Below are 24,445 nucleotides of genomic sequence, written 5' to 3' on the forward strand. Positions count from 1 at the left end.
ATTTTCGACTCAATCTTCACTTTGATGCTGCTCAAATTCGATTTTGGCAGCCAACTTATATTGCGTTATTGCAACAAAATTGTGTAAAACAAAGAATTAATTATTTTGTTAATTCTTTGCGAACACCTTCATGGTACTCTTCAAGGCGAACAAATACTAACTTATTTTTAAACATTTTGTTCATTTGTCTATATCTTAGTCATAAAAACACGCTATATATAACAAAATCTCACATTTTTGATTTAATCATGTGACTTCCAAATATTATTTCTAGATATTATTTATGGCGAATATTACGTATAAGTTTGTTTAAACATTTATAGGTTTGCCAAGTAGATAATTGTAACCAATCAGGGTAAGTATGATAGTATAGCTTTCAATGCTTTGTAGCGAGTGAATAAGCAAATAGCTTATGAAGTGCTGCTTACGAAAATGATATTAGAGAAGAGATAGTAGAAATAGTATAGATATAAAGGAAGTGAGAGGTAACGAGAATGAGTAAAACTGACAAAACGGCGAATCAACAATCGCCCTCGAATCAACAATCATCCAAACTACATCCCGACGTAAAAAATTACGTAAGACTATTTTTCAAAGAAAACAAGTTTGTAGCTTTTCTTTCGATGATAGTTTTTATTGCCTTGTCTATGATTTTCACTGCTATTTCTTGGATTTTGCAAATTATTTTCGACTATATGGCATGTAAAGGATCCTACTCTTTAACTACTATTTTGCTGCTTGTTGCCTCCTTTATGCTGGCAATCTCCCTGATTTTTGCGTTGAAGCGCAGTGCGTACCCTCGCTTTCTTGAAAAAGCAATGAATCAGTATAAAGAGTCTGTTATTAAGAAGCTTTTAAAAAAGAGTTATAGTGATTTTTCGCTTGCGAATTCCGGCACGTATCTTTCTGTACTTACTAATGATTGCGAGCGTATTCAAGAAAAGTATTTGAAGAAGATTTTTGATTTTGTTCAAGACGTTCTTATGCTTGTAAGCTCTCTGGCTCTTATGATTTACTACAGTCCGCTGCTCACTGTTATTGCTCTTATTATTTCCGTGCTTCCAATGGCGTGCTCGATTCTTACAGCTAACGGAATTGCCACTCGCGAGGAGCAGGTTTCTAAATCGAATGAGTCTTATACGGCCCTGACGAAAGATGTTTTGAACGGAGTTTCGGTTATTAAGAGTTTTAAGGCGGAGCAGGAGGTTATTGATCGCTACAAAAATCAGTCGATGGAGCTTGAGCATACGAAGAATCTTCGCGAAAAAACGATGACTACTGTTTCTGCTCTTGGAACGATTTCAAGCCTTGGAACTCAGCTTGGAGTGATGCTTGTTGGCGCTTGGATGGTTAACGCTCATGTTGGTGTTATTACTGCTGGAATGGTTTTAGCTTTCACTAATTTGATGAATGGCGTGCTTCAGCCTATTTCAAGTCTTCCGCAAATGCTTGGCGAGATGAAGGGTGCTAAGAAGCTTGTTAGTAAGATGGCTGATTATATGAGTAACGCTAAAGAGGATTCTGGCGAGATTATTGACGATTCTATTAAAAGTGTTGTTTTGCGAGATGTTTCGTATTCTTATGATGCGGATCATAAAGTCTTGAAAAATGTAAGTCTTAGTTTGCAATCTGGAAAATCTTACGCAATTGTTGGGCCTTCTGGTGCTGGTAAGAGTAGTTTGATTAATCTGCTTATGGGCTACTACAAGGATTATGAGGGTAGCGTGAAGCTGGATAATCACGAGCTTAGCAATGTGAGCAAGAGTTCGCTTTACGATAAGACGACTCTTATGCAGCAGTCTGTGTTTATGTTTGATGCTTCGATTTTAGACAATATTACGCTGTTTAAGCCGTTCCCGAACGCAGAGGTAGATCGAGTGATTCACTTGGCTGGTTTGGATGATTTGATTGCTGCTAAAGGCAAGGATTATCAGTGCGGAGAGAATGGTAGTCATCTTTCTGGCGGCGAAAAACAGCGTATTGCTATTGCGCGAAGCTTACTTAAAAAGTCCGAGATTCTGCTGGTTGATGAGGCAACGAGTGCGCTAGATAACGAGACGAGCGCGAACGTAACGCAATCTATCTTGGATTTGCAAGGAATTCTTCGACTCGTGGTAACTCACCGCTTGGACGCTAATTCACTTAAACAATATGATGAGATTCTTGTGATGAAAAGTGGCGAGCTTATTGAACGCGGAAGCTTTGAGGATCTTATGAATCAGAAGGCTTACTTCTACTCACTTTATACTGTGTCTATGTGAGGCTGTGGAGCTGCAGAATCTAAATTGCGCGCAATGTAATGAACTATGTCTTGCAACTCTTTATGATAACTTTGCGAAACAAGTATTGCGTATTTGACACGTTTATGCTGATATTACATGTTGAATCAGCGTAAACGTGTCATTCAGTATTGCTGTGCTGTAATCGCAGAATCCTATTAGCGTAAATCGTGATAGTAATAGTGATAGTAATCGTGATAGTGAAATTTAATATAATTCATCCAATCGTGCTAATATAATTTACAATATATGCACGAAAGGACGGTGACTATTATCACTACATTATTAAACGCTAATGGTAGCAATATGGTTACTTTAAAAGAAGCAAAATCTTGCGGACTGTCAAAATACAAGTTTTATAAATTTATTAAAGATAATGAACTAGAACAGTTAAGCGGTGGAATATATGCGTCTAAAGACTCGTGGGTAGATGAGTTGCTTCTTATTCATAAGCGTTCACCATCCGCTGTTTTTTCTCACGACGAAGCTTTCTTTTATCATGGATTAGTTGATATGGAGCCAATTACTCACACTATTACTGTTTATAGTGGTTTTAATGCTCACCGACTGAAAGCGTCGTGCAATGTGAAAGTTTATAGCGTAAAAAAGGAATTGCTTGAAGTTGGGAAGATTTTAGTCACGGATAATCTCGGTAATAAAGTACCAATGTATAATCTTGAAAGAAGTGTTTGCGACGCGTTTAGAAGCAGAAATTTAATTGAAATTCAAGAATTTAATACAATCTTGAAATCCTATATTGCTAGACCAGACAAAGATCTTAATTTGTTGATGGAATATGCGAAACTTTTTAGAGTAAACAATGTTGTTCGCAAGTATTTTGAGGTGTTACTGTAAGTGAATTTAACTGATGCACAAATAAGAGGTAGAATCAAAAACCTCGCCGAGCACAATAACGCAGATCCTCGTGTGCTAATGCGTCTTTACATGATGGAACGCTACTTAGAGCGTGTTTCTGTTTCAAAATATCATAACAATTTTATTGTAAAAGGCGGTGTTCTAGTAACATCTTTGCTTGGCATTTCTATGCGATCCACTATGGATATAGATACGACTATTCAAAATTATGATTTGTCGATTGAGAATACGAAAAAAATGATTGAGAATATATCTAGCATAGATATAGGCGATGGAGTTGATTTTACTATTAAAAGCGTTATGAAGATTATGGATGATATGGAATATCCAGGTATTCGTTTTGCGCTTGACTCGCGTATTGGAAGAATGATAACGCCAATAAAAATTGATGTTTCTACAGGAGCTACTATTACACCACGTGCAATTGAGTATGATTATAAGTTGATGTTGGAAAACCGTTCTATTTCTATTCTTTCTTACAATATTGAAACAGTGTTTGCAGAAAAATTGCAAACAATATTATCGCGCGGAATTCTTAATACGCGTATGAGAGATTTTTATGATGTCCACGTGCTGCTTGTTTCACATAAAAGAGAAATCGATAGAGAAATTCTTAAGCGTGCTTTTTGTGCAACTTGCAAAAATCGTAAAACTGAAAATATTATAGATAATCTTAAATCTATTTATGAAAGTATTGCTTGTGATGAGAAGCTTTCTTTATTGTGGTTGTTGTATCAACGTAAATATTCTTATGCTAAAGACATTGATTTTAGTAGTGTGTTACTAAGTTTGTATGCGTTGCTGAAATTGCTTGAATAGAATTTTGCATTAAAATATTTTAGACAATCACTGGCTCTTCTAAATTATTGTGGTCATGCACTAGTAGCCATTAGGTGCAATTTTGCAGCAATTTGCTACTAGAGATATCAGCACAGCTGAGTCTGCTTTTAAATGCTATTGCTAACAAACTATTTTGAACGATTCTGTATTAATGTATTAATGTGTTTAACTTTTAAAGAGTAATTTATAAAATAGTAATTTAAGTTTTACTTTGCAAATAAAACTTTACACAAGTCTTTATGATATTGTCTTTAATTATTAGAATTAAAAATCATCAAAATAAAAACATTGCTATAAGCACAAACACAAATCTAAAAAGAGGTGAAGCATTATGCAAAATTTGCAGATTCTACACATTCTGTTCAACCCAGTAATCGTGTCGGTTGTAGTTTTATGCGTGTTAAGTCTTGCCAAGCTTAATGTTTTACTTTCAATGATTGTTGCATGTGTTGCAGGTGGAATAGCTGGTCAATTGCCTCTTTTTGGAGATAGCAACCACACTATTATGGCGCTGCTTTGCGATGGATTTTCTACAAACGCGCAAACTGCGCTCGCATACATTCTTCTTGGTACTTTTGCAGAGGCAATTACAGCAACTGGCCTAGCTCAAATCATTTCTAAAAAAATCAGTAAACTTATTGGCGCAAACAAATTTATTCTTCTTGCAGTTCTAACGATTATTGCATGCATGTCTCAAAATATTGTGCCTGTTCATATTGCTTACATTCCTATTCTTATTCCGCCAATTCTTTCCATTATGAACAAGCTTAAGCTAGATCGCCGCGCTGCCGCTTGCTGTACTGCGTTCGGACTAGAAGTGCCATACATTGCTATTCCATTTGGCTTTGGCTTAATTTTCCAAACAGTTATTGCAACCAATCTTTCTAAAAATGGTATGAAAGTTAGCGTTGCAGACGTTAGTGCAGTGAACTGGTATTTGGGTGCCGCAATGCTTGCAGCCTTACTTTTTGCAGTTTTTGTTCTATACAGAAAGCCTCGCGAATATAAAACAACCGAAGCAAATACTCGCGCCGCGGACGCTGTTGTTGGCCCGCTTACTAAAGCACACTATGTAACCATTCTTGCGATTATTGTTGTTGTAGTAGTGCAAGTTATTAGTAAGGATCTTTCGCTTTCTTCTCTTGCAGGCCTTGCAACCATGATTATTTTTAGAGCCGTTGCATGGAAAGATATTGATAAGCAGCTTATGGGCGGCGTAAAACTCATGGGTCTTATTGCATTTATTATGCTTATTGCTGGCGGCTACGCTAACGTAATTCAAGCTACTGGCGGTGTTGATGAGCTTGTGCACTTGGGTGTTGCAGCTATGGGTCAAAACAAGCTAATCGCTGCATTCGTTATTACGATTATTGGTTTGCTTGTTACTATGGGCATTGGTACTTCGTTTGGCACGGTTCCTATTCTTGCGGTTTTGTTCGTTCCACTTTGCCAAAGCATTGGTTTTAGCACTCCTGCAACAATTCTTCTTATGTCTTGCGCAGCGGCTCTTGGAGACGCAGGCTCCCCTGCTTCCGATACAACGCTTGGCCCTACTTCTGGCCTAAATGCAGACGGTCAGCACAGCCACATTTGGGATACTTGCGTTCCAACATTCCTTATCTTCAACATTCCACTCATGGCTGCCGGCATTGTAATATCGCAGTTTATTTAGCATTTAGCTGAAAGTCACCAACAATACACATCTAATAAACGCTGGTGAAGATTTTTGCCATTTACGGCAATTTTCTTCACCGCATTAAAGTAGCCAATCAATGCAAATTCGCAACGATTGGCTACTAGAATTAGTTAAGCTGTGAAAAATTATAAAATATTACATGTAAATAGTTTCAGGATCAAGAAGAAAATTCAGTAATCCCAATACAAGAACACCTTCCTCAGTGTGCCAAGGCTTTACGCTCCCGCCAACAAGAATAATCTTACGGAACGCATCACTAATATTCATCAAAGATTTTTCTTCTTGCAACGTCTGCTCTCTAGTAGGTAAAGCAAGTGCAGATTGAATATAAAATCTTTGATCTGCCTTATTTACAACAAAATCAACTTCTGTTTGTTTGCGAACTGATTTGCCATTTTTATCCACTTCACTAACCTGCACACTACCAACATCCACCTTGTAACCGAGACGTTTTAGCTCATTGTAAATAATATTTTCCATTATGTGAGTTTCTTCCATCTGCCTAAAACCAAGAAGCGCATTCCTTACGCCAAGATCCGTAAAATAATACTTCACAGGGCTACCTATATACTTCCTGCCTTTAATGTCATATCGAATAGCGCTATCTAAAAGGAACGAATCTTCTAAATAAGAAATATATCTTTCAACAGTCGTTCTTGTAGTTGAGACCTGTGAAACTGATTTAAACGTTTGCACAATTTTTCTAGTACTAGTTAAAGCACCAATAGAAGAAGCAACTACCCTAGTAACATCATCAAGTTCACTTCTTTTTCGTATTGCATGACGGTCAAGAATATCTCTTTTATACGTATTTTCAAAAACTGATTGAAGAAACTCACGTTTCTGCTCATCGTTTTCCATTAAAGCAACTTGAGGAAGGCCTCCAAATCTCCAATATCCCTCCCAAGCATACCGCTCATCCTCTTCACGAACAGACATGAATTCAGAAAACGAAAGAGGGTAAATTCTAATCTGATCGCTTCTTCCTCTAAATTCTGTAACAATATCCGACGAAAGGAATTTAGAATTACTACCGCTAACGTAAACATCTAGATTACTAATATGCAGGAAACTATTAAGCACATCTACAAAATCGTCCATCATTTGAACTTCATCAATAAACAGATAGTATGTCTTATCGTCTTTCAGAAGCTCATCAACATGCGCAAGAATATTATCAGGATTACGCAAATCTTTATTTCTTCTATCGTCCAATGCTATGCGAATAATATGATCATCTTCTACGCCATCCGCAATCAAATGGTCATAAAACAGTTTCATTAAAATATACGTTTTACCGCATCTGCGCATGCCAGATATTACCTTGATAAGACCATTATTTTTCGCCGAATCAAGTTTTTGAATATAATAGTCTCTCTTTATTTCTTTAACAGACATATCTAGCATCCTTTCAATAAGTATTATGCAAACGCTCGGCGGCACTGCGATATTGATATGCAAATCTTTTTATTGCTACTATCGTTACACAAATCTTTCCGCAAGCACTGCAACAAGTAGCAATAACTAGTCAATCTCAAGTAGCCAATCGCTGCATTTTTGCACTTAATGGCTACTATTATAATCTGAATAATTTAAACTCTCAATATCCCAAGTAGCCAATCGCTGCAAATTCGCGGGCGATTGGCCACTACGTTATAAAAATCTAAAGTTTCTTTGACTTTTTGTTCATCTTTTTTAGAATCATATCTCGTTCAACTTTGTTTGTAATATCTGGATGCTTGCGCAAAAGCTTGCTCATATACATATTGAACAAAATAGGCAAAAGCATCATAGATAGCGAAACACTAAACAGCTGGTAAGAGAAGCCTTCCGTTAAGAACACAGTCTTCTTTGCAATAATATCGAAGCTAAGGCATCGAACAGCTGCAAATGGAACACTTAGCACCACATAGGCCGCAACTATTCTTAAATACGGAACTTTTCTTGATTTAAACGTCTCAACTATAGACCAAAGTAGAACCACAGCCATAAGCAGCAAAGGAATAACAAGAATCATAGAAAGTGAACTGAATCCACTTCCAACTGCAAACGTGAATGTGCTCATAAATGCTTGAACCCACATCCAAATAGAAGCAAGTGGCAAGATTACAAAAACAGATATTGTTAAAGCCAGAACAAGCGCTCCAGTGTACATTGCTATAACAATAAGCGCGATTATTGTATAAGCAATCTTTTCAAATGGAGATAATTTAACGTTCTGATCTAAAGAAAAACTAGGGGTTGGAGCTTCTGGAGCACTAGGTTCGCGCGAAGATTCACGTTCAGCTTCCTCTTTGTTTCTTTCGCGCATTAATCGTTTGCGCTTCTCACCTTCAGTCTCCCTTAAATATCCGTTTTTAACGTTTCCATAATAGAATTTTCCGTCATTACCCTTGTAGTAACCATTACCAGCGTAATCAGTATCTGTAGCCTCAACCTTTATTCTTCCCATTGAATTCCCCCAAACCTTAATTGAGCAAATGAATACGAGGACTATAATATAACTTTTAGCGCAAAAATAACATTTATCTTGCAAATTTTAGCTAAATTAACATCAAAAAATTGGCCATTAAGCACATTTTACGCTTAATGGCCAATTCAATATGTTATCTAGAGAAATATGTTATCTAGAAAAACATTCTAGCTAGCTAAGCATTCTAGCTATCCCAATATGCTATCAATATTTTTCTTATTGCTTAGATCATCTTCGTCAAGAAAATCCATCTGCTTTATTCCACTTAATCTTGCAATAAGCGAGACTGGGAAAGTAACAATATTTTGATTAAGAACGCTGATATTACTATTAACAATTCTTTTTGCCGCAGCCAATTGCTCGTTTTCGTCATTCACTTCTTCTTGCAAATTCAAAAACTGTTCAGAAGACTTTAATTCTGGGTAAGCTTCTGCCAAAGCGTAAATCTTCCCTATTGCATGATTCTGATTTTTTATTGCCGCGCTAGAATCAGCAGAGTTTAATCCTTCCCTTAAACTCACCAAATCCACTAATGTTGTTTTTTCGTATTTTGCAAACGACTGCGCAACTTTAAGCATTTGGCAAATCGTGTCGTATCTTTTGGCGAGCGCAATATCAACGTTTTTCTGCGACTCTTCTATAATCACCCTGTATTTTCTTAGCTTATTTAACGTGCCAATAAACCAACCAATAGCCACTACAAGCACTGCCGCAATAACTATTAAAATAGTCTCATAATCCATAATGTCTCCTTTATTTTTAGCGTTTTTAGTTCTAGTCTTCTCTACGTTTCTTTACTTTTACAATTTTTACTTTGGCAATTTTCTACTTTTACAATTTTCTACTTTGGCAATTTCTCTCTAATTACGCTGATTACTTCGTAATATTCAGCCAAAACATCTCTAAACCTTGCATATTCTCTTGTTAAAGATAGGTTTTCTATTCCAGATTTTCCAGGAGCGCCTAATATATACCTACCAGAATCAAAAGATGCAATAATATGCTCGCTATCTAGATATATGCAAACTTTCATTCTTTTTTGCAAATTATTCAATACTTCTATAAAACTTGGATCTAATACAAGCTTTGTATAAAAATCGTCTGTAGAAAAGATTGAATACGAGTTGTTAAATTCAATGGATTCTGTTTGGACTTCGCTCTCCTCTTTTGTTTTTTTACCATAGTATCCATTTAGTTTTTGCCCCATAAAATTTTTTCCAGTAACGGGGACGATTCTAATGTGACCATTTATATTGGTTTTTGCGTTTATTAATAAGACTTGCCCAATAAAATCCGTTTTTTTAACAGTTTTTCCACTTTCACTTCTAGAAGTGTGCATTGCTTGCATGTTTGAAAATTCAGTTTTAAATTCATCGCCAAAAATTATGTGTTTATTTGAATAATACATACTAGATATTGGCAGAAGATTATTAAAAATACTGTTGTCAATTCCTTCAGAATTTTCTAATACCGTTCCAGGCAGAATCGCATTTAAAATCGGCGTTAAAACATTATCCGCGTATAGCGCGCTTACATCAACCTTATTATTTACAAAAAACTTACCCGCAAAGCAAATAACAAAAGCAACTACTATGAGTAAAGGATATTTATAAGTGGAGTAATCAAATGACGGAAGATAATTGCCAACAGCACCAATAATCAGCACTACTGGTATTAATGGGATTAAACGCATTGGGTCAAAAGCGTTGTTTTTTACGCCGTCTTTTAACTCATTTAATTTCCCTTGCATTTGTGGGGATTTTTCTAATCTATTAAGTTTTTCTAAAACTTCGGGATTTGTAAACACATTACTATGTTTTACATTCATCGTCATCTCCCTCTTATAATCGCCAAATTTTTATAACAACATTTTTATAAAAGATATAAAAGGCTCTTATATTTTTTTATCATAAATGATCATTATTTGGAATAGTTAAATTTGCAATAGTTAAATAATGACTATTTTGACTTTGAACAACTTTGATTTTGATAGCAAATTATCTTAAATGTGATTATTTCCAATAAAGATTTAATACAAAACAAATAGCAAAGAGCAAAATAACACAAAATAAACAAGATTACAATTTATAACACATTAATTTTCAACTACTTTAATAACATTTAGCAAAGCGTATAATGAACTTGAATTTATTCCTTAACTGATAGGAAGTTCAAAAATGGTAAAGAAACTAAAAAATATTTGGAGCGTTAAATTAACTACCGCTTCACTCGTACTAATACCAGCCGCAATTGGCATAAATTACGTTGCAAAGCTATTTGCCAGTATGCTAAAGCTTCCTCTTTGGCTTGGCACACTAGGCACTTGCATTTCAGCATGCTTAGCTGGGCCTGTTGTAGGCGGAATCGCTGGATTTTTAACCAATATTGTTTACGGATTAACAATTGATCCAATTTCTACAGTCTATAGCATTACAGCTGCAGCAATTGGCGTAAGTGTTGGAATCGCTGCACGACTAAAGTACATGGACAAAGGCCTACATATTTTTATAACTAGCCTTATTGTTGCAGCAATAGCAATAATCATTTCTACACCTTTAAACATGATTTATTGGGGCGGAACCACTGGAAACGTTTGGGGTGACGCTGTTTTTGCAGCAATGGGTTCCAAAGGCTTCTTTGCATCATTCGTAGACGAGCTTGTGGTAGATATACCAGACAAGATTGTTGTTTTGTTCCTTGCAGCTGGAATTTATAAAGTTCTACCTAAGAGTTTAATAGCAATTTATCAATCTGATGACGAAAACCTTGATAAATAAGCGTTATCGTCAGCAAATAAATCACATAAACTCCAAGTTTTACAAGTTTTAATATAAGCGCAATAAGACGGGATAGCATGAAGAGCATCAGCCTATTTGAAGATAAGCATTCGTTTTTAAACGGTCTATCTGCAAAAACCAAGCTTGCATACATAATATGCGCTATAAGCACGCCAAGTTTGCTTGGAGGCTATACTTCTTTTGCTATCTTTATTATTTTGAGCCTAATATTACTTGCAACATCAAGGGTCCTAGCAAAAATAAAAATCGTAATACAAGTTACTGGTTTTATTATTGTCACTATTTTTATAGTTCAGACTTTCTTTAGATCGGGAAACTATACGATTTTATTCAAACTAGGACCTTTGATTGCTCGCAAAGAAGGCTTTGAAGTAGCAATGAAGATTGTGCTAAATATATTAAATATTTCGTTTGCGTTTTGTGTTTTAACGCTTACAACTAAGCCTTCCGACATGATGCAAGAGATGATACAAGCTGGCTTACCGCCTAAAATGGGCTATGTTTTTGTCTCGCTATTTCAAATCATTCCTCAAATAACACAGCAAACTTCGACTATTGTTGACGCTCAAAGAAGCAGAGGATTACAAACAAAAGGTTCCCTAATAACGCGTTTCAAAGCTTTTTTGCCTTTAATATCCCCGATTATAATGTCTTCGTTTATGAGTTCTAAAGAAAGAACTATAGCTTTAGAAGTTCGCGGATTTTCGTGCAATAATCAAAAAACATTCATAAAACCATTTAAACCAAGTAAATACAATACGTTATTTTTATGCGCTTGTTTAACCGTAATAATCGCATCTATTATTTATGCATTACTCAATAATTTAGGATATGTAGCATGGCAGCTATTCATATAGAGCACTTAAAATATCGCTATCCGTATACTAAAACTCTTGCACTCAATGACATTTCTTGCGATATTCATAAAGGCGAATTTATTGGAATAATAGGTGCTAATGGAGCTGGAAAATCAACATTATCTCAAGCGATTTTAGGTCTTGTTCCAAATCTTTATCACGGAGCGTACGGCGGAAAAGTTGAGGTAGAAGGTCTTAACGCAAAAACTACGCCAATAGACAAGCTTTGCAAAAAAGTTGGGCTGGTTTTTCAAAATCCTTTTAATCAAATTACTGGTTCAAAGCTTACCGTGTATGAGGAGATTGCGTTTGGGCTGGAAAATATTGGCATTGAGCAAGACGAGATGCAAAATCGCGTAGAGAAAATCATGGAGATGCTTAACATTTCTCATCTTAAAGATTGCTCTCCATACGATTTATCTGGCGGTCAAATGCAACGCATGTCTATTGCCGCCATTTTAGTTATGCAGCCAGAAGTAATAATTTTAGACGAGCCAACTTCGCAGCTTGATCCTAAAGGTTCGGAAGAGGTTTTTAAGTCGGTAGAATCCTTAAAAAATCAGGGTCAAACTATTATTATGGTTGAGCATAAAATGGAAAAAATCGCGCAATATAGCGACCGCGTAATGCTTTTAAGCGAAGGAAAACTTATTGATTTTGATACTCCGCAAAAAATCTTTTCTCGCGAAGACTTGGAAGAATATGGCGTAAATCCTCCTGTTTATACTCAAATTTGCAAAAAACTTTCGTTAAAAAACAGTAATGGATTGTACCCAATAACTCTTGAGCAAACGTCGCAAATTTTACGCTCGCACGAAGGGAATCGCTTGCAATGACTCCTACTATTCAAATACGCAACGTATGTTTTTCTCATACTCCAACATCACAAATATTCAATAATCTAAATTTGTCTTTTACGCCTGGAGCATGCGCTATTGTTGGCCAAAATGGCACTGGAAAAACAACTTTGCTTAAAATCCTTAGAGGACTTCTTACGCCGAAATCTGGAAGCGTTTTATTAAACGGTAAAGATATTGCAAAATGTAGTGTTCCATCTCTTGCTAAAGATATTGGCTTTGTATTCCAGAATCCAGATGACCAGATTTTTGAATCATCTGTTATACGCGAGGTAATGTTTGGACTTTTAAAAATTGGAATTGATAAGAGTCAAGCATTGCTGCAGGCACAAGAAAGTCTAAAACTTGTAGGACTTTTAGATAAAAGCGACTTAAATCCTTACGATTTAAGTCTTTGTGAAAGGAAAATGGTTTCTATTGCGTCGATTTTAGCAATGGATACTCAGGTTGTTATATTAGACGAGCCTACGATTGCTCAGGACGATTGCGGCAAACGTTGTATTGAATCAATTATTAAACACCTTGTTTTGCAAGGGAAAACTGTTATAGCTGTGCTTCACGATATGAATTTTGTGGCTCGAGTATTTAATCGCGTTGTTGTGCTTTCAAATGGCCAGGTTCTTTTTGATGGCACTGCGCGAGACGCATTTATGCAAGATAACATACTTTCTAGCGCGCAACTCGATAAGCCAGATGTTGTAAAGCTGTGCGAAAAGTTGGGTTATAAAAACGCATTCCTATCTGTTGAAGAATTTGTGAACTATTATTACGAACAATAAAGCTACCGACTATCAAATGAAGCAGCAAAGAAAGCAAATGCACAAATCGCGTAGTTTCTTAAAATTAGCATTTGTTAATAAACATTAGTATCAGCAGACGCAAATCAAATTTGACAAACACAAGTCCATTCACTATAGTCTTCACTTATCACCATTTCGAGAAGTCAAAGGAGTGCATATGTATCATACAAATATGATGACAAATTGTTGTTGTAACGTATGCTGTTGCGCATTTCTTAATCGAAATGATGTTTGCAAGCACTAAGTATGCATAACATCTAGCCTGTGTTAAAAAGCATCTACGTTAAAACACAGCAAATTACGATTCAAGAAACAGCGCGCTGTTTCTTTTTTTATGCCAAAATTCGAATATAAAATCTTAAAAAGATAACAATCTAATACGGATTAGATATTAAACATATAAATGGCATCTTTAGAAACAACTAATAAAACGGTAGTCGCTTTATTAATAAAATTATTTTTAAAAATTAAAAACAAATCAAATTAAACAAAACAAAAAACAAGTAAGGGGAAATATTATGTCTAATATTTACAAGTCCGTGCAAGAACTCGTAGGAAACACTCCACTTATGGAGCTTACACACATTGAAAAAGAGTACAATCTAGCAGCAAAAATCCTCGTAAAACTCGAATACTTCAACCCAGCAGGCTCTGTAAAAGACCGAATTGCAAAGCAGATGATTGAAGAAGCAGAAGCCGAAGGCACGCTTAAACCAGGCTCAGTGATTGTTGAGCCAACCTCTGGAAATACTGGCATTGGTCTTTCAATGATTGCGCAAACAAAAGGATACAAAAGTATTATCGTAATGCCAGAAAGCATGTCTATTGAACGCCGAAAACTTATGAAAGCATACGGCGCCGAGCTCGTGCTCACACCTGCTAAAGATGGAATGAAAGGCGCAATTGCCAAAGCAAAGGAAATCGTTGAAAACACGCCAAACGCGTGGACTCCGGGGCAGTTTACCAATCAAGCAAATGTGCACGCACACTACAACACAACAGGTCCAGAAATTTGGCAAGACACTAACGGAAACGTGGACATGCTCATTGCTGGCGTTGGAACAGGCGGCACAATCACTGGTACTGGCACATACTTAAAAGAGCAAAATCCGCAGCTTGAAATAATCGCAGTAGAACCAGCCGACTCCCCTGTGCTCGCAGGCGGTAAGCCAGGAGCGCACAAGATTCAAGGAATCGGCGCAGGATTCGTGCCAGATGTGCTTAACCAAAACATTTATAATCGCATTGTTCACGTAACAAATGAAGACGCAATCAAAAGCGGCAAGCTTATAAGCAAAAAAGAAGGTGTGCTCGTGGGTATTTCTTCTGGAGCTGCAATCTGGGCAGCAATTCAAGAAGCAAAAAGAGAAGAAAATGCTGGCAAAACCATTGTTGCAATACTTCCCGATTCAGGAGATCGATACTTGTCTACCGCATTATTTGAAGACTAACTACATTTAGGAGCGCTATTGTAAATACGCAAGTTTTGATTAAATAATATATGGATAATAAATAACATTATTAGATAATGATCAAAACTATAAAATAAAAAAAAAATAATAAAAATAACGGGAGAAATGTATGAGTGATCGCCTTGACCTTATAAATCAACTAAACTCAATTAACGATTCAGACATAAGGCAAGCTACATTCATACCTAATTACCGCAATATTATTGCACTCATACATGCGACTCAGGCTCTACTTTTGCCTGAGTTGCATGTGCGCAATGAAAGCAACGAGACTACGCAACTCAACGCTAGTTTGAATAATAATGCTAGTTTGAATACCGTAACTTCAAACGCATTAGAAACTATAGAACGCATTATATTTCACGAACTTCAATGCTACACAAGCAACACAATTAAAATTCGAGAAACTTGCAATAAATTTATAAATACTCTTCCTACAATTAAAAAGTTACTTTTAACAGATATTCAAGCCATGTATGAAGGCGATCCTGCTTGCACAAGTAAAGTAGAAGTAACACTCGCATATCCTGGTTTTTATGCAATGCTTATTCACCGCACAGCTCACGCACTCTACGAACTTAACGTACCGCTAATTCCTAGACTTATGAGCGAATATGCACACAGAAAAACTGGAATCGACATTCATCCAGGAGCAAAAATTGGCGCATATTTTTGCATTGATCACGGAACTGGCATTGTAATTGGCGAAACAACTGTAATAGGCGAGCATGTTAAGCTTTACCAAGGCGTAACGCTGGGCGCAAAAAGTTTTGCGCTAGACGAGAATGGAAATCCTGTAAAAGGCGGAAAGAGGCATCCAAATATTGGCAACAACGTAGTAATTTACGCAAACGCAACAATCTTAGGCGGAGAAACCACAATCGGCAGCGGAAGTACAATCGCAGCAAACGCGTGGATAAACCGCAGCATTCCTGCAAACACAACTTACCACTTCCCTAAAGCCTAATACGCAACTAAAACCTTTTGTTGATTACAATAACACCTCGCAAAACATAGCAAAAGTGCGCGTTCTAAAACGTAAAGACGTAAGAACGCGCACCAGTAATAATAAATACTTAGCAAAAGCTACAACAGCTACAACAGCTACTTTTTAAGTTGCACTGGTTCGTGATCCTTGCCCATCTTAAACTCAAGACCTGCACGCTGCCACATGCGATATTCACCAACTGCCGTAAAGAGAACATCTGTGGAAGAGTTAAGCGCAGTTTCGCACGAATCTTGAATCACGCCAATAATAAGGCCAATAGCAACTACTTGCATAGCAATATCATTTGAAATTCCAAACGACGAGCACGCAAGAGGTATAAGCAAAAGCGAACCACCAGCCACTCCAGATGCGCCTGCAGCGCTAACAGCAGAGAGCGCAGACAAAATCACAGCTGTTGGAATATCAACGTAAATCCCAAGCGTGTGAGCAGCGCACAAAGCCATAATCGAAATAGTTATAGCAGCACCACTCATATTAATGGTTGATCCAAGTGGTATAGAAACCGAGTAATTGTCTTTATTAAAGCCAAGCTTTTCACACAAATTCATGTTTACAGGAATATTTGCAGCAGAAGAACGCATAAAGAACGCTGTAACTCCCGAATCTCGCAATGTTCTTAATACAAGAGGATACGGATTCTTGCCAGTAAGCACAAAAACCAAAATAGGATTTACAATCAAAGCAACAACAGCCATAGTGCATACTAACAAGGCAATAACAGAACCGTATTCACTAAAAATACGAAGACCATTGCTTGCCACTGTTGTATAAACAAGGCCCATAATTCCAAAAGGTGCCGCGTTAATAATCCAGTGAACAATTTTTCCAATAGCAGACGAAACGTTGTCAAAGAATGCTTTAGTGGAAGGCTCAGCAAAGCGAAGTGCTACGCCAAATGCGATTGCCCAGAATAAAATACCAATAAAGTTTCCCTTTGCAAGAGCATCTACAGGGTTTACCACAATATTTAACACAAGAGAATTAAGAACTTCGCCGATTCCTTGAGGAGATGGCGAAGACGCTGCTTCAACATGCGCAAACGTAAAATCAACAGGGAAAATCATAGCCGCGCATACCGCTATAAGGCTTGCGGTGAAAGTAGAAAGCGCATACAACACGATTACAAGCTTCATGTTTCCAACACTTTTTGCTTTTGCAAGCGCGCCAATCACAAGGCAAAATACCAAAATCGGCGCAACGGATTTAAGTGCGCTCACAAACAGCTTTCCCATAAGATCTAGCACATAAACGTGAGCTGGCACAAAAATGCCAAGTGCAGCGCCAAGAAAAAGACCAATAACAATACGCAGAATAAGGTCAATGTTATTCCACTTTTGAATAATCTTGTGCATGAGAGTCTCCTGTAATTTTGTTTGTGCAGAATATTTTATACTCTTTTATTTGTATTCATACTCGCAAGATTTTCTATTTTTACATATTATACACACGCTTGCATACATATGCAAATTGTGACTTTGTGAGATTTAGCACTGATTTTTGTGGTGAGCGCGCTGTAACGCGCGAGCGCTATTACCGAATTTGCGCGACGACCTGCCTGAGCGCTTAGAGCGCAGCGCGATGGCAATTCGGAGCGCTGAGCTTGCTCAAAGTTGAAAGCACAGTGTGCTTTCAACGCAAGCGAAGACGTGAGCGCGATGTAACGCGCGAGCGATTTCCCGCGTTTGCTTACATTTTGGGTCAAATTGGAAACAAACATAAGAACACTTCCCCGCGTTTGTTCCCATTTTTAGTGTTTTGGGAAACAAACACAAGGGAAAAGAAACAAACACAAGGGAAAAGAAACAAAAAAAAATGAGGCCGATGCATTAGCACCAGCCTCATCTTTACAAAACTTTAATCCTCATTTTGACCGTGGCAGAGCTTGTACTTTCTGCCAGATCCGCATGGGCATTCGTCGTTTTTGTTTGTTCCTGGGAACGTACGGCCATCGGCCCAAGGAGTCTTCCACTCCTCCGCCTTTGGACGCTTGCTTAATGGAACTTCGCCTTCCGCATGGCTCATAGGAGCAGGACCGACGATTCCAGAATGCTCGTCTTCTTGCTCTACTTGCTCAACCTCTTCATCTACATAAGAATCATCTTGATTTTCTGTTTCTGCAACAATCTGCTCAAGATTCATGCGGAACAGAAGCTGAATAGACTCTTCCTTAATAGCCTCAATCATTGAGTTGTACATTTGGAAGCCTTCGCGCTGGTACTCAACAAGAGGATCTCGCTGACCCATACCGCGCAAGCCAATGCCGTCCTTTAAGTAGTCCATCTCGTAAAGATGTTCACGCCACTTTCTATCGAGAACAGCCAAAACAACCCTACGCTCAAACTGACGCAAGTTATCGGAACCCATTCGATCTTCAAACACGGCGTAAATCGTTGTAACGCTATCTACAATCGTGTCTCGCAAAGTCTCAATGGCTTTATCACCCTTAAGAGCCTCGATTTGCAAGCGAAGCTGATCCCAATCAACAATAATTGGCATAACCGAATTTACAGCGTCTTTAAGGCCTTCCCAATCCCAGTTCTTAGGTTTATCAGACCCATTCATAGCTCCGCGCACGTAGCTATCGGCAGTATCTTTAATAAACTTTAAGATATCTTCGTGAATATCTTCGCCCTTAAGAACCGCCTGACGCTCCGAATAAATAACGGTACGCTGCTTGTTCATAACGTCGTCATACTTTAAAACGTTCTTACGCATTTCAAAGTTACGCGCTTCAACAGTCTTTTGAGCCGTGCGAACGCCATTAGAAACATACTTAGACTCGATTGGTTCGCCCTCTGGCAAGCCCTTAGCCATAACGCGCGCAACAAGCTGAGTGTTGAACAAGCGCATTAAGTCGTCTTCCAAGCTTAAGTAGAAGCGCGATTCGCCAGGGTCGCCCTGACGGCCAGAACGGCCTCTAAGCTGATTATCAATACGACGAGATTCGTGGCGCTCAGTGCCTAGAACATACAAGCCACCAAGCTTCTTAACCTCTTCGTGCTCGTCTTTAACCTGCTCTTTGACTTCTGCCAAAACGCCTGGCCAACGCTTCTCGTACTCTTCTGGGGTATCGTCTGGAGAATAACCCTGAGCCTTAAGCTTTGCATCTGCCAAGAACTCAACGTTTCCACCAAGCATAATATCCGTACCACGACCTGCCATGTTTGTAGCAACAGTCACAGCACCCTTACGACCTGCAACAGCAACAACAGCTGCTTCCTTAGCGTTTTGCTTAGCATTCAACACCTGATGAGGAATACGCGCAACATCCAAAAGTGAGGAAACGATTTCGGAAGATTCAACCGAAGCCGTACCAAGCAAAACAGGCTGACCCTTTGCGTGGCGCTGAGCAACGTCTCGAACAATCGCAGCAAGCTTTTCCTTCTTAGTACGGAAAATCAAATCATCCTTATCCATACGAATAACTGGACGGTTGGAAGGAATTGGAAGAACGCCAAGCTTGTACGTTCCCATAAACTCAGCAGCTTCCGTTTCTGCAGTACCAGTCATGCCAGCAAGCTTATCGTACATGCGGAAGTAGTTCTGCAAAGTAATAGTTGCAAAAGTCTGATTTTCTGCCTTTACTTCAACGTTCTCTTTAGCTTCAATAGCCTGATGCAAGCCTTCGCTATAACGACGGCCTGGAAGAACACGGCCAGTGTGCTCGTCAACAATAAGAACTTCGCCATTTGTAACAACGTAATCGCGATCCAAAAGGAAGAGTTCCTTAGCCTTTAAAGCATTATTCAAGTAGCCAATCAAAGCAGTGTTGCTTGGCTCGTAAAGATTATCAATACCTAAGTAGTCTTCAATCTTTGCAATGCCTGAATCCAAAATACCAGCGGTCTTGCGCTTTTCGTCAACCTTGTAATCAACATCGCGATCAAGCTTTAAAACAAGCTTTGCAAACTCGCGATACCAGCGCGTAACATCGCCTTCGGCAGGACCAGAGATAATAAGTGGCGTACGAGCCTCATCGATAAGAATGGAATCAACCTCATCAACGATTGCATAGTGATGACCACGCTGAACAAGATCGCCCTTTTCCCAGGCCATATTGTCTCGCAAATAGTCAAAGCCAAACTCGTTGTTTGTACCATAAGTAATATCTGCGTTGTATTGCTTCCTGCGCTCTGGAGGCTGCTGATCTGTAATAATGCAGCCAACGCTCATGCCGAGGAACCTATAAATACGACCCATGAGCTCGCTCTGATAGCTAGCAAGATAGTCGTTAACGGTAACAACGTGAACGCCCTTGCCTTCCAAAGCGTTTAAATAGCTAGGCAATGTTGCAACAAGTGTTTTACCTTCACCAGTTTTCATTTCTGCAATATTGCCCCAGTGCAATGCTGCGCCACCCATAAGCTGAACATCGAAGTGACGCTGACCAAGAGTACGCTTTGAAACTTCTCGCACTGTAGCAAAGGCTTCTGGCATTAAATCATCAAGCTTCGCACCATTGTCTAACTTTTGCTTGAACTTTGCCGTTTGCCCTTTAAGTTCCTCGTCCGAAAGCGCAGAAATCTGATCTTCTAGCGCATTCACAGCCTTTGCAACGTTCTCAAGGCGCCTCAATTGACGGCCTTCACCCATGCGCAAGGCTTTATCAACGATATCTACCACGTTTAGCTCCCTTAGGTCGTGTCTATGATTCGGCTAGCCAACATAGACGTAAACTGTGCCTATATTACGCGACGGCTACGATTTTTGCGGCTCGCGAGTCCAAAACAAAGCATAAAATGCCCGCCTAGCGTGCTACTAGCGTATTACTAGGCGGGCAATGCACTCATATGAGTTATTTTATTTACTTCTTCTTAGCAACATTTTCTGGAGTGTCAATCTCAAACACACCGTAGCTCCATCCATGCCTACGGTATACAACCGATGGACGCATGGTCTCCTTATTTACAAACAGGAAGAAGTCGTGGCCAATAAGTTCCATCTCGTACAACGCCTCATCAATGCTCATTGGCTCAGCAATGTGGAGCTTGCGGCGAATAACAATAGGAGTATCTCCAACGCTCACCTCTACTGATTCGCCAGGACCCAAATCGGAAGCAACCGCGGCGTCTGCACTATTTGTTCCATCTTCTTGTGCAACTTCTTCAACAGTTGTTTCAACTTCTGGCTCTACAACACCCAAATCAACTGGAACCATCTGCTCGTAGCCACGGCGATGATCCTTACGGCGATCGCGAGTTCTACGCAAGCGAAGCGTCAACTTATCTAACGCCATATCTAATGCACTGTATTGATCTGTGCTAGATGCTTCTGCGCGAATAACCGTACTTCCTGCAACTACAGTAATTTCAACTCTTTTTGCAGTATCTGCCTGCCTTGGATTGCCCTCAGTGTTAAGCACAATCTGAATGCGCTGCGCATCTGGAGCAATGGCGGTCACACGATTCATCTTGCTTTCTACAACGTCACGGAATCTCTGCTTAATCTGCGTATGACGTCCAGTGATGACGATCTCCATGCGAACCTCCTTAAGTAATCCGATATAAATCGGTTTGTGTACACGTCAACGGCACCAGCGCCGCTGATACATCTATTATATCCGCTAAAAGCCGCCATTTTCTAGCGAGTCGCAAAATATGAAGAAAATTAAAACATCTGCTATAATTGGGAAGGTTGAGGTTTCACGATGACCGCGGCTGCAATGTTCATTCGGAGTAGCTGAGGAACTTCCGGGCTCCACAGAGCACAATGGCGGATAACGTCCGCCCAGGGCAACCTGAGAGATAGCGCAACAGAGAATAGACCGCCTAAACTTTTGTTTAGGTAAGGGTGAAACGGCGGTGCAAGAGACCACCGGGCTTCTGGTAACAGTTAGCCGCATGGCAAGCCTCATTGGGAGCAAGGTCAAGCAGAAGGTGTTTAAGGGCTGCTCGCCTGAGTCTTCGGGTAGACTGCTAGAGTTTGGCGGTAACGTCAAATCGAGATGGATGGTCATCCGTGTGCATTTTGCACGCGACAAAACCCGGGGTATGTGAAACCTCACCTCAACTTTGCGGTTTAACTAAGACTTGCAATTTAACTAAGACTTTTCGGCGCAAAATCAAAATCGCCATTTATTAAATCCACTACCCCGCAAGTTTTCATTCCAGCCAAACGGGCCGACTTTAGCGCTGTAGCAGAATCTTCAAAAACGGTGCAATCGCTTGGTTTTACGCCAATTTTATTTGCCAAGTCAATATAAGTTTTAGGACTATTTTTTGCATTGCTTTCTAAATTTTCTCCAAAAATCATCAAATCAAAGTAATCATACAAATCGGTACGTTTTAACGCTGGAACGCATAAAGACCTGGAAAGAGTAGTTATAAGAACCATTTTTGCACCAGTTTTATGCAGATAATCCACGTAATTTTTAGCGCCTTTTCTAAGCGGCAAATGCTTCGCATACGCGTCAAAAGCCATGTCTTGCCATTCTTGCATTAAATACTCTGGAGAATCCGTAAAACCAAAACGCTCAATAACGTAATCCGCAACTTGGCGAGGCGTCATTGTGGCAGTGGAATCGGCAAAATCTGGCGGCACTTTAATACCGCGTTTAGCAAAACTCTCTTCGTCTATCTTGTCCCAAACATCTAGGGAATCTAGCAAAGTGCCGTCAAAATCAAAAATCGCAGCACAATTTGAATTATCAACTAATGCATTTTCGCTCATATTATTAGCCTTGATATTAGTCCAGATATTAGCCCTGATATTAGTCCAGATTACTATTTTCAAGTAATTCTTTTGCGTGATCCAAAGACGCTTGAGACTGACTGCCCGAAAGCATTCTTGCGATTTCTTTCTGGCGACCAAGATTATCTAATTTGCTAACAGTTGTATCTGCAACGCCAGAATCCGCACCAGAATCCGCACCAGAATCCGCCAAACTTTCAATCTTTTTTCTAACAACAAATTGAACGTCTGCAAAAGACGCCACTTGAGCCAAATGCGTTACAACAATCACTTGCGCACTCTTAGCAAGCAAAGCCAAGCGCTTTCCTAACTCTACGGCAGCCACTCCGCCAACGCCAGCGTCAACTTCGTCAAAAATAAACGTCATTGACTGATTGTTGCTGTGGTTAAACTTTGCAGCAACAAGCTCCATTGCAAGCATAAGCCTACTAAGCTCACCGCCAGAAGCACTACTGCCCATTGGCAAATAGTTGGAAGCTGGGAATGGCTTAAAAAGAAACTCAACACTATCTAAGCCGTGTACGTTTAAATCAAATTTTCCATCTTGATTTTTATCTCGCTTAGAAACATTAATCAAAAGCTGCGCATCTGGCATAGATAAGGATTCAAGCTCTTTACTAACTTCATCGCTAAACTTTTTTGCAACAACTTTACGCGTGTTATAAAGAGCCTCGGCTAGTTTTTCAGCGTCTTTATAAGTCTTTTCACACAAGTCTTTAGCGCGCGCAACGGCTTCTGGCGAATCGTCCAAATCTTCAAGCTCAAACTGCGCTTTTTTAGCCCAATCCAAAACATCTGCGATTTGCGGCCCCCACCTGCGTGTTAAATCGCTTAAATCGTGAATACGATTGTTAATGGCGTCTAAATCTTCTTGACTACTATCAACATCTAGCTGCTGCGCAAGTTGCATAACAATGTCGGAAATCTGGGAAGAAATATCGTCAAGCTGATTTGCAATCGCGCTATAATCTCCGTCAACTCGAATCGAACGAATTGCCTTAGCAGCATTATCAACCAAATGCAAAGCGTCGGCAGAATCTATTGCGCCATAATCAATTTGACTTGCATCTAACGAAGATATTGCCTCACCCAAACCGCGTACAATTTGAGCAGCATTTTCTATGCGATCTCTTTTGGCTTTAAGATCCACGTCTTCATTTGGTTTTGGATCAATTTGGCGGATTTTTTCTAGCGATTCGCGCAAATAGTCGGCACGCTGCCTAGAAGACGACTGCTGATTTATAAGGCGATTATAGGATTCAACGGCATTTTGCCACTTATTAAACGCTGATTCGTAGTCTTGTAGCTCTTTAGAATTGCAAGAGATTGAATCCAAGAATTCGCGTTGTTTTGCGCTTGTTGCTATGCGAAGCTGGTCACTTTGACCATGGATTGTGATTGTGTGCAAACAAACGCTCTCTAACAAGGATTTTGGAACGGAACAGCCAGAAATAACAGCCCTGGACCTGCCCGATTTTGGAACAGACCTAGATATGTAAACGTCTTCTTTAGAATCGTCGTCTTCGGATTCTTCGGCATTAATCCCAGACTCTTGCAGCAATTGAGCAGCTGCGCTTGATTTTGGTATAGAAAACACGCCTTGCGCCCATGATTCATCTGCAGCAGCCGCCACTTTTGCTAAATCTGCCTTACCGCCCGATATAAGCTTTACGGCGCTTAAAAGCATGGATTTTCCAGCTCCAGTTTCGCCAGTTATTGCCGTCATGCCTTTAGAAGGCGTAATAATAGCGTGGGAAATTGGGCCTAAATTGCGAATCTCAAGTTCTTCAAGCACAAA

Annotated in this window: 19 protein-coding genes and 1 other RNA gene; 11 read left to right on the plus strand and 9 right to left on the minus strand. The window is 39.2% G+C overall.

All coding sequences use genetic code 11. The annotated features are described in order from the left end of the window. The first annotated feature begins 494 nt into the window (after positions 1-494). The 4 genes from HMPREF3216_RS03415 (at position 495) to HMPREF3216_RS03430 (ending at position 5,667) form a co-directional block, all read left to right on the plus strand. Positions 495-2,261: an ABC transporter ATP-binding protein gene (locus tag HMPREF3216_RS03415; RefSeq protein ID WP_060786939.1), complete on the plus strand. Its 1,767-nt coding sequence runs from the start codon at positions 495-497 to the stop codon at positions 2,259-2,261. Between the two features lie 282 nt (positions 2,262-2,543). Then, a complete protein-coding gene (locus HMPREF3216_RS03420; protein ID WP_230953857.1) occupies positions 2,544-3,134 on the plus strand; it encodes a type IV toxin-antitoxin system AbiEi family antitoxin domain-containing protein in 591 nt (196 codons plus the stop codon). Further along, positions 3,135-3,974, plus strand: a complete 840-nt coding sequence (locus HMPREF3216_RS03425; protein ID WP_060786941.1) for a nucleotidyl transferase AbiEii/AbiGii toxin family protein — start codon at positions 3,135-3,137, stop codon at positions 3,972-3,974. It abuts the gene before it with no gap. A gap of 352 nt (positions 3,975-4,326) precedes the next feature. Beyond that, positions 4,327-5,667, plus strand: coding sequence for a Na+/H+ antiporter NhaC family protein (locus tag HMPREF3216_RS03430; RefSeq protein WP_060786942.1), 1,341 nt, complete (start codon positions 4,327-4,329; stop codon positions 5,665-5,667). Between the two features lie 159 nt (positions 5,668-5,826). Here the strand turns inward: HMPREF3216_RS03430 and HMPREF3216_RS03435 are convergent, their stop codons facing one another. From HMPREF3216_RS03435 to HMPREF3216_RS03450, 4 genes are all read right to left on the minus strand, one after another. Further along, on the minus strand, positions 5,827-7,089 hold the full coding sequence (locus tag HMPREF3216_RS03435) for an ATP-binding protein (protein ID WP_060786943.1): 1,263 nt from the start codon (positions 7,087-7,089) through the stop codon (positions 5,827-5,829). Positions 7,090-7,354: 265 nt separating this feature from the next. Beyond that, a complete protein-coding gene (locus HMPREF3216_RS03440) occupies positions 7,355-8,143 on the minus strand; it encodes a hypothetical protein (protein ID WP_060786944.1) in 789 nt (262 codons plus the stop codon). Between the two features lie 209 nt (positions 8,144-8,352). Further along, positions 8,353-8,907 carry a LemA family protein gene (locus HMPREF3216_RS03445; protein ID WP_060786945.1) on the minus strand — a complete coding sequence of 185 codons (555 nt, stop codon included), beginning with the start codon at positions 8,905-8,907 and terminating at the stop codon, positions 8,353-8,355. Between the two features lie 98 nt (positions 8,908-9,005). After that, a complete protein-coding gene (locus HMPREF3216_RS03450; protein ID WP_060786946.1) occupies positions 9,006-9,992 on the minus strand; it encodes a DUF3137 domain-containing protein in 987 nt (328 codons plus the stop codon). 349 nt (positions 9,993-10,341) lie between these two features. On the opposite strand from HMPREF3216_RS03450, the gene HMPREF3216_RS03455 reads away from it, so the two are divergent. The 6 genes from HMPREF3216_RS03455 to epsC all read left to right on the plus strand — a co-directional run bounded on the left by HMPREF3216_RS03455 (position 10,342) and on the right by epsC (position 15,915). Further along, entirely contained in the window at positions 10,342-10,941 is a 600-nt protein-coding gene (locus tag HMPREF3216_RS03455; RefSeq protein WP_014554507.1) for a sensor histidine kinase, read from the plus strand. Between the two features lie 77 nt (positions 10,942-11,018). Beyond that, a complete protein-coding gene (locus HMPREF3216_RS03460) occupies positions 11,019-11,819 on the plus strand; it encodes an energy-coupling factor transporter transmembrane component T family protein (RefSeq protein WP_060786947.1) in 801 nt (266 codons plus the stop codon). Then, positions 11,801-12,655 carry an energy-coupling factor ABC transporter ATP-binding protein gene (locus tag HMPREF3216_RS03465; protein ID WP_060786948.1) on the plus strand — a complete coding sequence of 285 codons (855 nt, stop codon included), beginning with the start codon at positions 11,801-11,803 and terminating at the stop codon, positions 12,653-12,655. Before HMPREF3216_RS03460 ends, HMPREF3216_RS03465 begins: the two co-directional genes overlap by 19 nt. Continuing rightward, on the plus strand, positions 12,652-13,455 hold the full coding sequence (locus tag HMPREF3216_RS03470) for an energy-coupling factor ABC transporter ATP-binding protein (protein WP_060786949.1): 804 nt from the start codon (positions 12,652-12,654) through the stop codon (positions 13,453-13,455). Before HMPREF3216_RS03465 ends, HMPREF3216_RS03470 begins: the two co-directional genes overlap by 4 nt. A gap of 539 nt (positions 13,456-13,994) precedes the next feature. Continuing rightward, complete coding sequence (gene cysK / locus HMPREF3216_RS03475) at positions 13,995-14,927, plus strand: cysteine synthase A (protein ID WP_060786950.1); 933 nt, start codon at positions 13,995-13,997, stop codon at positions 14,925-14,927. A 130-nt stretch (positions 14,928-15,057) separates the two neighbouring features. Continuing rightward, positions 15,058-15,915, plus strand: coding sequence for a serine O-acetyltransferase EpsC (gene epsC / locus HMPREF3216_RS03480; protein WP_060786951.1), 858 nt, complete (start codon positions 15,058-15,060; stop codon positions 15,913-15,915). A 137-nt stretch (positions 15,916-16,052) separates the two neighbouring features. On the opposite strand, the gene sstT is transcribed toward epsC, so the two are convergent. The 3 genes from sstT to hpf all read right to left on the minus strand — a co-directional run bounded on the left by sstT (position 16,053) and on the right by hpf (position 21,436). Continuing rightward, entirely contained in the window at positions 16,053-17,309 is a 1,257-nt protein-coding gene (sstT, locus tag HMPREF3216_RS03485) for a serine/threonine transporter SstT (protein WP_060786952.1), read from the minus strand. A gap of 502 nt (positions 17,310-17,811) precedes the next feature. Further along, complete coding sequence (secA, locus tag HMPREF3216_RS03495) at positions 17,812-20,580, minus strand: preprotein translocase subunit SecA (protein ID WP_060786954.1); 2,769 nt, start codon at positions 20,578-20,580, stop codon at positions 17,812-17,814. Positions 20,581-20,761: 181 nt separating this feature from the next. Beyond that, entirely contained in the window at positions 20,762-21,436 is a 675-nt protein-coding gene (gene hpf, locus HMPREF3216_RS03500) for a ribosome hibernation-promoting factor, HPF/YfiA family (RefSeq protein WP_060786955.1), read from the minus strand. A 156-nt stretch (positions 21,437-21,592) separates the two neighbouring features. Between hpf and rnpB the strand changes: the two genes are divergently transcribed. Beyond that, an RNA gene (gene rnpB / locus HMPREF3216_RS03505) (RNase P RNA component class A) lies at positions 21,593-21,964 on the plus strand. Positions 21,965-21,993: 29 nt separating this feature from the next. Here rnpB and HMPREF3216_RS03510 read toward each other — a convergent pair. After that, complete coding sequence (locus HMPREF3216_RS03510) at positions 21,994-22,626, minus strand: HAD family hydrolase (protein WP_060786956.1); 633 nt, start codon at positions 22,624-22,626, stop codon at positions 21,994-21,996. Between the two features lie 40 nt (positions 22,627-22,666). After that, a complete protein-coding gene (gene recN / locus HMPREF3216_RS03515) occupies positions 22,667-24,442 on the minus strand; it encodes a DNA repair protein RecN (protein WP_060786957.1) in 1,776 nt (591 codons plus the stop codon). Positions 24,443-24,445: the final 3 nt, after the last annotated feature.

The sequence above is a fragment of the Gardnerella vaginalis genome (assembly GCF_001546455.1).
In the GTDB taxonomy this organism is placed as follows: domain Bacteria; phylum Actinomycetota; class Actinomycetes; order Actinomycetales; family Bifidobacteriaceae; genus Bifidobacterium; species Bifidobacterium vaginale_B.